Source organism: Streptomyces sp. LS1784, from assembly GCF_020103755.1.
Lineage (GTDB): Bacteria > Actinomycetota > Actinomycetes > Streptomycetales > Streptomycetaceae > Kitasatospora.
The window spans coordinates 1-12,730 of sequence record NZ_JAHSQD010000219.1 but is presented as its reverse complement, the minus strand read 5'-3'; the positions used below and the strand labels follow the sequence as shown (position 1 = coordinate 12,730).

Genomic DNA, 12,730 nt, shown 5'->3' with positions numbered 1-12,730 from the left:
TACGCCGCCCTGGACGAGGCCGCCGACCGCCACGGCGCGGTCGCGGTGCTGCTCGGCCACACCCGGGACGACCAGGCCGAGACCGTGCTGCTGGGCTTGGCCCGCGGCTCCGGCGCCCGCTCGCTGGCCGGGATGCCGGCCCAGAAGGGCCGCTACCGCCGCCCGCTGCTGGAGCTGGACCGGGCCGCCACCCGGCAGGCCTGTGCCGCCCAGTCGATCCCGGTCTGGGACGACCCGCACAACTGTGATCCCGCCTACACCCGCTCCCGGGTCCGCCACGAGGTGCTGCCGGTCCTGGAGAAGCACCTGGGCGGCGGAGTGGTCGAGGCGCTGGCCCGCACCGCCCGGCTGTTCCGCGACGACGCCGACGCCCTCGACCAGTGGGCCTCCCTGGCCGAACGCGACCTCCGCACCGGCGACGGGGCCCTGGACGCCGTGAAACTGGCCGAACTGCCGCCGGCGGTGCGCCGCCGGGTGCTGCGCCGGGCCGCGCTGCGGGCGGGCTGTCCGGCCGGGGACCTCTTCGCCCGGCACCTGGAGACGATCGACCTGCTGGTCACCGGATGGCGCGGACAGGGCCCGCTGCACCTACCCGGGGGCGTCGAGGCCACCCGCAGGTGTGGCACGCTGGTCTTTCGGCGGCAGGGCGACTGACGGGCGAGGCATGCCCCGGGGGAGCCGACCGCCGGCCACACAGACCCCGAACGTTTGAGGACGTATCCCCGGTGGACCAGAACGACATGGGCGCTGACCTCGCGAAGGTGCTCATCAGCAAGGACGAGATCGACGCCAAGCTCCTGGAGCTGGCCGAGCGAATCGACCGGGACTACGCAGGCAAGGACCTGCTGATCGTCGGCGTCCTCAAGGGGGCCGTGATGGTCATGGCCGACCTCGCCCGGGCCCTGCACTCGCAGGTCACCATGGACTGGATGGCGGTCTCCTCGTACGGCATGGGCACCAAGTCCTCCGGTGTGGTGCGGATCCTGAAGGACCTGGACACCGACATCGCCGGCCGTGACGTCCTGATCGTCGAGGACATCATCGACTCCGGTCTGACGCTGTCCTGGCTGCTGGGCAACCTGGGCTCGCGCGGCCCGGCCTCGCTGGAGGTCTGCACCCTGCTCCGCAAGCCGGACGCGGCCAAGGTCGAGATCGACGTGAAGTACGTCGGCTTCGACATTCCCAACGAGTTCGTGGTCGGCTACGGCCTGGACTACGCGGAGAAGCTGCGCAACCTCCCCTTCATCGGCACCCTCGCCCCGCACGTCTACGGCGGCTGAGGGCCCCGTTCGGGCTACGGGCGGGAACAGTAGGCCGTTCCCGCCCGTTGGACCCGGGGGGACAAAGAACGAAAGCCGTGTCGCCGTGCTCCCGCCATGGGCGGGTCCGACTGCGGTACGGTCCAATGAACCGCTCTTCACATGAGCACCAATCGGATGCGCCGCGGCCTAACAGACCCCCGGCGCCGTTGAGTGGCAGGAGGGACGGGGCGGCAACGCCCCGCATGGATGGACGTCAAGCGATACTTCCGTGCGCCGATCATGTGGATCGTGCTGGCCGTCCTCGCCGTCATCGTACTGATGCAGGTCGTTTCGGACTCGAACGGCTACAAGACGGTGGACACCGGTCAGGTCGTCGCGGCGATCGACGCGCACAACGTCAAGTCGGCGCAGATCACCACCGGTGACTCGAACACGATCAAGATCCAGCTGAAGGACGGCGCCACGCTGCCCAGCTCCGGCACGGGCAAGGTCCCGTCCGGTACCAAGTTCCAGGCCTCGTACATCGGCGACCAGGGCGTCGCCATCGCCGACAAGCTCCAGGCCCAGGTCAACGACAAGGACCAGAGCACGCTCGCCGAGGGCTACACCATCAGCCCGGAGAAGCAGAGCACCTTCGTCAGCCTGCTGCTGTCGATGCTCCCGATCGTGATCATCGTCCTGGTCTTCCTGTTCCTGATGAACCAGATGCAGGGCGGCGGCTCCCGGGTCATGCAGTTCGGCAAGTCCAAGGCCAAGCTGCTCACCAAGGACACCCCGAAGACCACCTTCGCCGACGTCGCGGGCGCGGACGAGGCGGTCGAGGAGCTCCACGAGATCAAGGAGTTCCTGCAGGAGCCGGCCAAGTTCCAGGCCGTCGGCGCCAAGATCCCCAAGGGCGTGCTGCTCTACGGCCCGCCCGGCACCGGCAAGACCCTGCTGGCGCGCGCCGTCGCGGGCGAGGCCGGGGTGCCGTTCTACTCCATCTCCGGCTCGGACTTCGTCGAGATGTTCGTCGGTGTCGGCGCCAGCCGCGTCCGCGACCTCTTCGAGCAGGCCAAGGCGAACGCCCCGGCGATCGTCTTCGTCGACGAGATCGACGCCGTCGGCCGGCACCGCGGTGCGGGCCTCGGCGGCGGCCACGACGAGCGCGAGCAGACCCTCAACCAGCTGCTGGTCGAGATGGACGGCTTCGACGTCAAGGGCGGCGTGATCCTGATCGCCGCGACCAACCGCCCCGACATCCTGGACCCGGCGCTGCTGCGCCCGGGCCGCTTCGACCGCCAGATCGCGGTGGAGCGCCCCGACCTCCAGGGCCGGCTGGACATCCTCAAGGTGCACCAGAAGGGCAAGCCGATCGCGCCCGACGTCGACCTGTCGGCCGTCGCCAAGCGCACCCCCGGCTTCACCGGTGCCGACCTGTCGAACGTCCTCAACGAGGCGGCGCTGCTGACCGCCCGCTCGGACAAGAAGCTGATCGACAACGCCATCCTGGACGAGGCGATCGACCGCGTCGTGGCCGGTCCGCAGAAGCGCACGCGGATCATGTCCGACAAGGAGAAGAAGATCACCGCGTACCACGAGGGCGGCCACGCCCTGGTCGCGGCGGCCTGCCAGTACAGCGACCCGGTGCACAAGATCACCATCCTGTCCCGCGGCCGGGCCCTCGGCTACACCATGGTGCTGCCGGACGAGGACAAGTACTCCACCACCCGCAACGAGATGCTCGACCAGCTCGCCTACATGATGGGCGGGCGCGCGGCGGAGGAGCTGGTCTTCCACGACCCGACCACCGGCGCCTCGAACGACATCGAGAAGGCCACCGCGACGGCCCGGGCCATGGTCACCCAGTACGGCATGACCGAGCGCCTCGGCGCGATCAAGTTCGGCTCCGACAACTCGGAGCCGTTCCTGGGCCGTGAGATGGGTCACCAGCGCGACTACTCGGAAGAGGTCGCCGGGCTGGTGGACGAAGAGGTCAAGAAGCTCATCGACACCGCGCACAACGAGGCCTGGGAGATCCTGGTCGAGAACCGCGACGTGCTCGACAACCTGGTCCTGGAGCTCCTGGAGAAGGAGACCCTGAACAAGGAGCAGATCGCCGAGATCTTCGCGCCGATCGTCAAGCGCCCGGCCCGGCCGGCCTGGACGGGCTCCGCCCGCCGCACGCCGTCGACCCGGCCTCCGGTGCAGTCCCCGAAGGAGCTGGCGCTCACCAACGGCGCCGCCTCCGGCGAGGGCGCCCCGGTGGACGTCGTGAAGCTCCCGACGCTGCCGGCCACCGAGCCGCCGACCGAGGGCTGACCCCCGCTCCGTGGGGAATGGATGCCGCGTCACCAGGGTTTGTACCCTGGAGGCGCGGCATCCGTGCTGTTCAGCCAGAGTCTTCCCACGAGTAAGCGAGGCCCGCATGATCGACCCGGTGACGCTCGACGGTCCGCCCGCCGTCGGTGCCTTCGACCAGAAGCGGGCCGAGAACGCCATCCGCGAGCTGCTGCTCGCCGTGGGGGAGGACCCGGACCGCGAGGGTCTGCTGGAGACCCCGGCCCGGGTCGCGCGTGCCTACAAGGAGATATTCGCGGGCCTGTGGCAGGAGCCCGAGGACGTCCTCACCACCACCTTCGACCTCGGCCACGACGAGATGGTGCTGGTCAAGGACATCGAGCTGACCTCGGTCTGCGAGCACCACCTGGTGCCGTTCCGCGGCGTGGCCCACGTCGGGTACATCCCGTCCATCAACGGCAAGATCACGGGGCTCTCCAAGCTCGCCCGCCTGGTCGACGTCTACGCCCGCCGGCCGCAGGTGCAGGAGCGGCTGACCAGCCAGGTGGCCGACGCGCTGATGCGGATCCTGGAGCCGCGCGGCGCGATCGTCGTGGTGGAGTGCGAGCACATGTGCATGTCGATGCGCGGCATCCGCAAGCCCGGCGCCAAGACCATCACCTCCTGCGTGCGCGGCCAGCTGCGCGACCCGGCCACCCGGGCCGAGGCGATGAGCCTCATCATCGGTCGATAGGGGGACGGGCCGGCGGCGTCACCGGCCGGCGGGGAAGCACTCAGAGCACCTCGTGCTCCGCGTGCGGTGGGGCCGGGGTGCCCAGGGCGTTGCGGCGCTCGGGCATCCGCAGCGTGACCATCCGCCGCCAGCCGTAGGCACGGTCGTACAGGTAGAGCGCGTGCACCGCGAGGGCGACCAGGGCGAGCTGCCAGCGCGGCCAGCGCAGGATCCGGGCCATTCGGGCGGTGACGGCGAGCCCGACGTCCCGGTGGGTGCGGATCTCGCCGCGGGCGCTGGCCTCCAGGGCGTGCCGGACGTACGGGCCGTGGCCCTCGGAGACCAGCCGCAGCAGCTCCTCGTGGCAGTAGGCGAGGTGGTTGTCCTCGTCGGCGGAGATCATCCGCATCGCCCGGCCGAGGTCGGGGTTGTCCCCGTACACCTTGACCAGCCGGCGCATCTGCTCGGCGGCGCGCTGCTCGGTGACCCGGCTGTGCGCGAGGTAGGTGATGATCTCGCGGTCGGTCAGCGGGACGTCGCTGTTCAGCCGCTCGTGCGAGAGACCGACGCCCTGGCGCTCCAGCAGCATGCAGTAGTCGGCCTCGTCCGGCACGTGCACCTTGGGCAGGCCGCGCTTGTTCAGCAGTTGGGTGAAGATCCGGCCGTGCTTGCGCTCGTCGGCACCGTGCCGGGCGACCTTCGGCGCGAGGACCGGATCCCGGGTGAGCGTGGTGATCTGCTCGTTCTCCCAGCCGCCCTGGTCTTCGCCGCCGGCGGCGATGCTGCAGAACAGCTGGTACGCCTGGTCGTTCCGGTAGATCTCGTCGAAGAGCGAGCGGGTGCTCAGCACGGCGCCTCCTGCGCTGGTCCGGGGCGGCGCCCGCCGGGGGTCGACGGGTGGTCGCGATACGTTCCCCCGAGCCGTCGGCCGTCCGGGCCGACCGGCGGGTAGTCACTCACCTGCGCTAGCCGAGGTGGGAGCTCAGCCATCCGAGCGTGGCCGGCAGCTCCCTGGTCCAGCTGTCGAAGTTGTGCCCGCCGTCGTCGAGGTAGAGCGAGTCGATCGTGAACTGAGGGTTGGCCGCCGCGGCCCGGGTGGCCTGGTCGACGAACTGGACGGTCTGCGGGTAGTCCCCCTCCGTGCGGGAGGAGACCGCCAGCAGGCTGAGCGCGGGGACCGGCAGGTTCTGCAGCCGCCAGCCGAGGTCGTGCTGCTGGGTCAGGGCCTTGTCGCCGTTGAAGAGGTCGCCGCCGGTGTAGTTGTCCTGGCGCACGGTGAAGTCGCCGTGCAGGCCGGCCGCGTTGCCGTAGACGTTCGGGAAGCGCATCGCCAGGCGCAGCGCGCAGCTGCCGCCGGTGGAGTAGCCGAAGACGCCCCAGGAGCCGGCGGTGCGGCCGACCCGGTAGCTGCCGCGGATGGCCGTGGGGACGTCCTTGACGAACCAGGTCTCGGTGCGCGGCCCGCCGGGGACGTCCACGCATTCGGTGTCCCGGGAGGGGACGACCGCCGGGCGGGCCATCACCAGGACGGTCGGTGGCATCTTGCCGGAGCGCTGCAGCTCGATCGCGGTCTGGGCGAACGGGAGCTCCTGCAGCAGGTTCAGCGTGGTGCCCGGGTAGCCGGCGAGGGCCAGCAGGACGGGGAAGCGGACCAGTGAGAACTTCCGGTCGAAGTACGCGGGTGGCAGGTAGACGAACATCTGGTCGGAGAAGCCCGTCTCCTTGCCGTTGACCCGGACCGACTCGATCTTGCCGACCTCCTCGGGCGGGCCCTGCGGCAGGTTGGTGATGGTCTCCAGGCCGCCCTCGGCGGTGGGCTGGACCAGTGCGTCGGAGACCTGGGTGCCGCCCCTGTGGTTCTCGTTGCTGGTCAGCGCGAGTTTGGCGCCGCCCGGACTGAGCAGGTCCTTCCAGGAGGTGTAGAACCCGAAGGAGTTGTTCACCGACAGTGCGAGCACGGCCAGGACCGACACTTGAACGACCATCAGGAGTCCGATCCGGCCGAGCACCGGCAGCGGGCGCTGTCGCGCCAGCCGCGGCCAGACCCACAGGGTCGTGACGATCGCCGCGACGCCGAGTGCGAGCAGCGAGTTCACCAGCGCATCGCTGGTCAGTTCCATACCGTCGGCCTTCCGGTGGGACGCTGTCGGTGCAGGCTTCATCGTCTGGTGGCCCGTCAGGCCGGGCCACCGCGGCTAGGCTGTCCGGGCGTCCGGGCGGGGGCGTCCGGGCGGGGCGGACGGGCGGGGGGAACCGCAGGCAACCGGCGCCCTAGAATGCGGCGTCCACCGTACGTAACGTGTCCCGGAGGGTTCCGTCGCGTCGCGTGCGGCGGCCCCCGGCTCCCACCGCCGGCTCAACCCGCAGCGCGACCACGGCCCCGGTTTACCGACTGTTTCCGGGTCCTTGGTATGCGCATTGCCTGATGAAGGAATAGGCATGAAGGTCCATCACGCGTCCTCCCCCGGAGTGACAGGACACCGCCCCGTAGCCCCTACGCTGAGCTTCCATGAGCGTTCCCGTGTCCGTTGAGCCGAGCCCCGAGCAGCCGTCGCGCCGTCGTCGCGGCCTGCAGACGCTGCGTACCCAGGCGGCCGCCGTCCCGAGGGCCTGGCTCCCCGGAGCGGTCGGCTACGCCTGTCTGATAATCGGGCTCATGGACATCGCCAGCGCGGTGTTCCCCAAGCTCCGGCACACCAAGGTGCACACCCTCACGGGGCAGCTGCCGGGCGGCACCACCAGCCTGGCGGCGGTCGGCGCGCTGATGGTCGGCATCCTGCTGGTGCCGCTGGCGCACGCGCTGCGCCGGCGCAAGCGTCGGGCCTGGCGGGCGGTCTGCGTGCTGCTGCCGGTCAGTGCCGGACTGCACATCGTGCGCTGGCACCAGATCGGCCCGGCGGTCGTCTCGCTGGTGCTCCTCGCCGTGATGCTGGTGCACCAGCGCGAGTTCTACGCCAAGGCCGACCCGCGCACCCGCTGGCGGGCGCTGGTCAACCTGGTCGTCATGGGCGTCCTCAGCGTGCTGCTCGGCCTGCTGATCGTGAGCACCCGGACCAGGTACGAGATCGGCCACCCGGGCCTGAGCGAGCGCCTGCAGCACGTCGGGTACGGGCTGTTCGGCTTCGAGGGCCCGATCCGGTACAGCAACGTCCGGATGTCCGACCTGGTCGCCTACCTGCTCGGCGGCCTCGGCCTGCTGACCGCCTTCACCACCGCCTACCTGGCGCTGCGCCCCGGCAAGCCGAAGCCCGAGCTGACCGCCGAGGACGAGGAGAAGGTGCGCGCGCTGCTGGCGCGGCACGGCGAGCGCGACTCGCTCGGCTACTTCGCGCTGCGCCGCGACAAGAGCGTGCTGTTCTCGCCCACGGGCAAGGCCGCGATCTCCTACCGGGTGGTCTCCGGCGTGATGCTGGCCTCCGGCGACCCGGTCGGCGACGTCGAGGCGTGGCCGGGCGCGATCAAGGTGTTCATGGCCGAGGCCCGCGAGCACGCCTGGGTGCCGGCCGTGATGGGGTGCAGCGAGGTCGGCGGCGAGGTCTGGACCCGCGAGGCGGGCCTGGACGCGCTGGAGCTGGGCGACGAGGCGATCGTGGACACCGCCTCCTTCTCGCTCTCCGGCCGGGCCATGCGCAACGTGCGCCAGATGGTCAAGCGGATCGAGCGCAACGGCTACTCCTGCCAGGTGCGCCGGGTCTCCGACCTCACCGCGGAGGAGAAGCACCGGATCGCCGACGCCGCCGCCCGCTGGCGCGGCACCGACACCGAGCGCGGCTTCTCGATGGCCCTCGGCCGCTTCGGCGACCCGCTGGACGACGACTGCGTGGTGGTCACCGCCCACCGGGCCCCGGAGGAGGGCGAGCAGGGCGACGACCTGAAGGCCGTGCTGCACTTCGTGCCCTGGGGGCCGGACGGCATCTCGCTGGAGCTGATGCGCCGCGACCGCGCCGCCGACCCGGGCCTGAACGAGCTGCTCATCGTCGCCGCGCTCCAGGCGGTGCCCGCGATGGGTGTGCGCCGGGTGTCGCTCAACTTCGCGATGTTCCGCTCGGCGCTGGCCCGCGGCGAGCGGATCGGCGCCGGACCGGTGCTGCGCGCCTGGCGCGGGCTGCTGGTGTTCCTGTCGCGCTGGTTCCAGATCGAGTCGCTGTACAAGTTCAACGCCAAGTTCCAGCCCGAGTGGGAGCCGCGCTTCCTGGTCTTCCCGAACACCCGGGACCTGCCGCGGATCGGCTTCGCCGCGATGCAGGCGGAGGCCTTCATCACGCTCGGCATGCCGCGCTTCGGCCGCCGGCGCCAGCGCGAAGGGCTGATGCCGGTCCCGTCGACCCGCGGGGTCGGCGAGGCCGCCTGAGGCCCGTCGCCGCCGTCCGGGACCCGCTGATGCGGAAGGGGCCCCCGCCGAGAATCCTCGGCGGGGGCCCCGTTCGATAATGGGAAGCATGAACGATTCGCCGTCCTTCTCCCTGCCGGCCGGTCTGCCGCGGCTGGAGCGCTGCGCCGTGATGGGCGTGGTCAACGTCACGCCCGACTCCTTCTCGGACGGCGGGATGTGGCACGACCCCGCCAAGGCGATCGCGCACGGCCTCGCGCTGCGGGCCCGCGGCGCGGACCTGGTGGACGTCGGCGGCGAGTCCACCCGGCCGGGCTCGCAGCGGGTGCCCGAGGAGGAGGAGCTGCGCCGGGTGCTCCCGGTGGTGCGCGAGCTCGCCGACGCCGGGGTGATCGTCTCCGTGGACACCATGCGCGCCTCGGTCGCCGAGCGGGCCGTCGAGGCCGGTGCCGCGATCGTCAACGACGTCTCCGGCGGGCTCGCCGACCCGGCGATGGCCCGGGTGGTCGCCGAGACCGGCGCGCCCTTCGTGGTGATGCACTGGCGCGGGCAGTCCGCCGACATGGACCGGATGGCCGTCTACGGCGACGTGGTCCGGGACGTGGTCGCCGAGCTGACCGACCGGGTGGACGCGCTGCTGGCCGCCGGGGTCAAGGAGGACCAGCTGATCCTCGACCCGGGGCTCGGCTTCGCCAAGACCTCCGAGCACAACTGGGCGCTGCTCGGCCGGCTGGACGCGCTCATCGCGCTCGGCCGTCCCGTGCTCGTGGCGGCTTCGCGCAAGCGGTTCCTGGGTACGCTGCTCGCCGACCCGGCAACCGGGGAACTGCGCCCGGCCCGGGAACGCGACGACGCGACGGCCGCGGTGTCGGTGCTGTCGGCCCGGGCCGGAGCCTGGGCGGTGCGGGTGCACGACGTGTCAGGGACGGCGGACGCCGTCCGGGTGGTCGCGGCCTGGCAGCACGCGGCGCGGTTGGGGTGAGGGAGGGTCTGTGACAGGTGACGGCAGGTTGAGCGGCGGTACGGCCGGGCGGGCCCGGGGGGCGGACCTGGAGGCCGTGCTCGCGGCGAACCGGGGGCTCTACGAGGCGCTGGAACGGGGGGACCTGGAAGCGGTCGAGGACGCCTGGCTGGGAGCCGCGGACGCCGACGACAAGGGTGGCGTGGTGTGCGTGCACCCGGGCTGGCCGGTGCTCCGCGGCCGGGCGCAGGTGACCCGTTCGTACATGCTGATCATGATGAACACGGAGTACATCCAGTTCTTCCTGACCGATGTCGAGGCCGAGGTGCACGGTGATGTGGCCCTTGTCACGTGCACCGAGAACATCCTGTCCGGCGGCGAGTCGGAGGAGGAGGGAGAGCTCGGGCCGCTGGTCGGCGGAAAGGTCGTGTCGACGAATCTGTTCCGTCGTACCCCGGCGGGGTGGAAGCTCTGGTCGCATCACGGTTCACCCGTTCTGACCAGCGGGGACGACGACGAGGAGAGCTGATTCCGGCGGCCGTGGAAATGCCGTCCCGGGAAGTCGCCCGGGAATTCCCGAGTGGTCACCGAACGTTCACGTCAATCGCCATATCGGCGCGCGTGGCGTCGGTTCGTGCCGGGTAGGACGGTCAGGCGTTGTCCGTGCTCGCGGGTAGATTCGAAACGGAGTGGCGGGCGTGCTGCCCGCCTTCGCCCTGCCCGTCCATGCCTTTCTCCGGGCGGGGCCCGTCCGACTGGGAGCAGTGATTCGTTTGCTGGACCGCGTCACCCTGCGGGGGCTGCGAGCCCGGGGCCACCACGGCGTCTTCGAGCGCGAGCGCGTCGAGGGGCAGACCTTCGTGGTCGACCTCGTGCTGTACCTGGACACCCGCCCCGCGGCGGCCGGAGACGACCTCACCCGCACCGCGCACTACGGCCTGGTGGCGGAGGAGGTCACCGCGATCATCGCCGGGGAGCCGGTCGACCTGATCGAGACGCTGGCCCAGCGCATCGCCGACCAGTGCCTCAAGCACGAAGCGGTCGAGGAGGTCGAGGTCACCGTGCACAAGCCGGACGCCCCGATCACCGTGCCGTTCGACGACGTGACCGTGACCATCCACCGGGGCCGCGCATGACCCCCGCCGCGCGCCCGGTATCCGATGTAGAGGACGTTTTCCGATGAGCGAGCGAAGCGAGCGAATGATCAGGAGTCGCGCACGGGTGAATGCCTCTGCCGAGCGAAGCGAGGCGGGCGCATGAACACCAGCGACCCGACCACCACGCCGAACGCGTTCGACCTGGAGAGCCGGGTGGACTCCGCCGACACCACGCTGCACAGCCAGCGCTGCGCGGTGATCGCGCTCGGCAGCAACCTGGGCAACCGGCTGGACACTCTCCAGGGGGCCGTCGACGCGCTCGCCGACACCCCCGGGCTGAAGATCACGGCCGTCTCCGCGGTGTACGAGACCGAGGCCGTCGGCGGGCCCGAGGAGCAGCCGAACTACTACAACGCGGTCGTGGTGCTGCGTACCTCGCTGCCCCCGCGGGACCTGCTGGAGCGCGGCAACGCCATCGAGGACGCCTTCGGGCGGGTGCGGACCGTCCACTGGGGCCCGCGCACCCTGGACGTCGACATCCTGACCTACGAGGGCGTGTCGAGCGACGACCCGCAGCTGCTGCTGCCGCACCCGCGGTCGCACGAGCGGGCCTTCGTGCTCGCCCCCTGGCTGGACGCCCAGCCGGAGGCCGAGGTGCCCGGGCACGGGCGGGTGGACGCCCTGCTGACGGCGCTGGGCGGCCCGGACGCGCAGGGCGTGAAGCGCCGCGAGGACATCCGGCTGACGCTGCCGGAGTAGGCCCGCGGGGCCGACGACCGGGTCGTTGATCAGGGAACTCGACCGGGGGCCCGGCCGTACGACTAGGTGTCAGCCGTTCGCGCGGGTGACCGCCCGGCCGGGCCCGGTACGGTGGCTTGGCGTCGCCGCGCCGGGCCACCGGGCGGCCCGGCCGGTTCTGGTACCCGGGAAGGACCCCCTCCGAGTGAAGCTGCTTCGCCTCCGCCTGCTGATCGGCATCACCGCCGCCACGACGGCGCTGTCCTGGGCCGGCTCCAAGCTGTGGGCCTCCGTGGACACGCTGCCGGCCGTGCCGGCCGCGGCGCCGGTGGTGCTGGCGGCGGTGGCGGTGATCCTGCTGGCGACCGCGCTGTCGCTGCGGGCCCGGCTGAAGGCGGTGCGCGAGCGGCAGCCCGGGGCGAAGGGGGTCGACCCGCTGCTGGCGGCCCGGGCGGTGGTGCTGGGGCAGGCCAGCGCGCTGGTCTCGGCGGTGGTCACCGGCGTCTACGCGGGGGCCGGGATCTACCTGCTGGGCGAGCTGGACGTGCCGGCCCGCAAGGACCAGGCCGTGACGGCCGGGCTCGCGGTGCTGGCGGGGGCCGCGGTGATCGCGGCGGCGCTCTGGATCCAGCACGTGTGCAAGTTGCCGGAGAACCACGACGACCCGGGCGGCCCGGCGGCATCGCACCGCTGAGACCTCGCTGAGCAGGACATTCTTCGTGATCTTGGGTGAGAAGCCGGGCACGTGCGGTAAAAACCGCACGCTGTCAAGGGCAGAAGGGGACCCTGGGCTGACACGGCCCCAATTCGCACGCTAGTTTCTTGGACATGTCTCGCGGACGCCACCGTCATTCCTCCGTCCTCGGCCGGGTCTTTCCCCCCACCGCCGCCGGCGTGCTGCTGGTCGCCGCACTGGCCGCTCTGCTTTTCAGTCAGGACACCATCCTGGTGCGCTCGGTGGGCGTCGCGGCGGTGATCGCGACGCTCGGCTTCGCGCTGCTGCTGCGCCAGCGGGACAGGGCGGCCCGGGCGGCCGCCGAGATGTCCGCGGCGCAGCGGCTGCGCGCCGAGGAGCGGTTCGAGGAGCAGCTGGCCGAGGCCGAGTACGCGGCAGAGGTCGCCGAGGAGCGGGCCACCCGGTTCGGGCGGCGGCTGACGGCGGAGAAGTCGCGGCTGGCGAAGGCCGAGACCGAGATCGCCCGGCTGCTGCGCGAGCGGGCCGTGACGGTGGCCGAGCAGGCGCTCAAGGAGGCCGAGGCGGCCCAGCGGGCGCTCGCCGCGAGCCGTCCGAAGTACCCGGCCAGCCCGGCCGCGTACGTGCGGGCGGCGGCCGTGCTGCGGCTGCTGGAG

At 71.6% G+C, this 12,730-nt stretch carries 12 protein-coding genes and 1 pseudogene; 11 read left to right on the top strand and 2 right to left on the bottom strand.

The annotated features are described in order from the left end of the window. The 4 genes from KS423_RS23750 to folE form a co-directional block, all read left to right on the top strand. A partial coding sequence (locus KS423_RS23750) for an ATP-binding protein (RefSeq protein ID WP_224281669.1) occupies positions 1–654 on the top strand: 654 nt, incomplete at its 5' end. A gap of 71 nt (positions 655–725) precedes the next feature. After that, positions 726–1,280 carry a hypoxanthine phosphoribosyltransferase gene (hpt, locus tag KS423_RS23745; protein ID WP_030059589.1) on the top strand — a complete coding sequence of 185 codons (555 nt, stop codon included), beginning with the start codon at positions 726–728 and terminating at the stop codon, positions 1,278–1,280. A gap of 228 nt (positions 1,281–1,508) precedes the next feature. Next, on the top strand, positions 1,509–3,563 hold the full coding sequence (gene ftsH, locus KS423_RS23740) for an ATP-dependent zinc metalloprotease FtsH (RefSeq protein WP_224281668.1): 2,055 nt from the start codon (positions 1,509–1,511) through the stop codon (positions 3,561–3,563). A gap of 106 nt (positions 3,564–3,669) precedes the next feature. Further along, entirely contained in the window at positions 3,670–4,275 is a 606-nt protein-coding gene (gene folE, locus KS423_RS23735) for a GTP cyclohydrolase I FolE (protein WP_224281666.1), read from the top strand. Positions 4,276–4,315: 40 nt separating this feature from the next. Here the strand turns inward: folE and KS423_RS23730 are convergent, their stop codons facing one another. Both KS423_RS23730 and KS423_RS23725 read right to left on the bottom strand, forming a co-directional pair. After that, a complete protein-coding gene (locus tag KS423_RS23730) occupies positions 4,316–5,104 on the bottom strand; it encodes a ferritin-like domain-containing protein (protein ID WP_224281665.1) in 789 nt (262 codons plus the stop codon). Positions 5,105–5,219: 115 nt separating this feature from the next. Beyond that, a complete protein-coding gene (locus KS423_RS23725) occupies positions 5,220–6,374 on the bottom strand; it encodes an esterase family protein (protein WP_224281663.1) in 1,155 nt (384 codons plus the stop codon). A gap of 389 nt (positions 6,375–6,763) precedes the next feature. On the opposite strand from KS423_RS23725, the gene KS423_RS23720 reads away from it, so the two are divergent. The 7 genes and pseudogenes from KS423_RS23720 to KS423_RS23690 form a co-directional block, all read left to right on the top strand. Then, positions 6,764–8,605 carry a phosphatidylglycerol lysyltransferase domain-containing protein gene (locus tag KS423_RS23720; RefSeq protein ID WP_224281661.1) on the top strand — a complete coding sequence of 614 codons (1,842 nt, stop codon included), beginning with the start codon at positions 6,764–6,766 and terminating at the stop codon, positions 8,603–8,605. 88 nt (positions 8,606–8,693) lie between these two features. After that, a complete protein-coding gene (gene folP, locus KS423_RS23715) occupies positions 8,694–9,566 on the top strand; it encodes a dihydropteroate synthase (protein WP_374120012.1) in 873 nt (290 codons plus the stop codon). Between the two features lie 28 nt (positions 9,567–9,594). Further along, the gene (locus tag KS423_RS23710) at positions 9,595–10,074 is read left to right on the top strand and encodes a nuclear transport factor 2 family protein (protein WP_224281659.1); all 480 of its coding nucleotides are present in this window, start codon (positions 9,595–9,597) and stop codon (positions 10,072–10,074) included. Between the two features lie 247 nt (positions 10,075–10,321). Further along, entirely contained in the window at positions 10,322–10,681 is a 360-nt protein-coding gene (folB, locus tag KS423_RS23705) for a dihydroneopterin aldolase (protein WP_224281670.1), read from the top strand. A 120-nt stretch (positions 10,682–10,801) separates the two neighbouring features. After that, positions 10,802–11,401 (top strand): 2-amino-4-hydroxy-6-hydroxymethyldihydropteridine diphosphokinase, encoded by a 600-nt coding sequence (gene folK, locus KS423_RS23700; protein ID WP_224281658.1) that lies wholly within the window; start codon positions 10,802–10,804, stop codon positions 11,399–11,401. Between the two features lie 184 nt (positions 11,402–11,585). Beyond that, positions 11,586–12,074: a DUF3180 domain-containing protein gene (locus KS423_RS23695; RefSeq protein ID WP_224281657.1), complete on the top strand. Its 489-nt coding sequence runs from the start codon at positions 11,586–11,588 to the stop codon at positions 12,072–12,074. 134 nt (positions 12,075–12,208) lie between these two features. Beyond that, positions 12,209–12,730: pseudogene (locus KS423_RS23690) on the top strand (hypothetical protein); the annotation flags it as partial.

Excerpts from the sequence above, each read along its gene's own strand:
- ftsH (WP_224281668.1), top strand. The coding sequence starts at position 1,509 with ATGGACGTCAAGCGATACTTCCGTGCGCCGATCATGTGGATCGTGCTG.
- folE (WP_224281666.1), top strand. The coding sequence starts at position 3,670 with ATGATCGACCCGGTGACGCTCGACGGTCCGCCCGCCGTCGGTGCCTTC.
- KS423_RS23725 (WP_224281663.1), bottom strand. The coding sequence starts at position 6,374 with ATGGAACTGACCAGCGATGCGCTGGTGAACTCGCTGCTCGCACTCGGC.
- KS423_RS23720 (WP_224281661.1), top strand. The coding sequence starts at position 6,764 with ATGAGCGTTCCCGTGTCCGTTGAGCCGAGCCCCGAGCAGCCGTCGCGC.
- folP (WP_374120012.1), top strand. The coding sequence starts at position 8,694 with ATGAACGATTCGCCGTCCTTCTCCCTGCCGGCCGGTCTGCCGCGGCTG.
- folK (WP_224281658.1), top strand. The coding sequence starts at position 10,802 with ATGAACACCAGCGACCCGACCACCACGCCGAACGCGTTCGACCTGGAG.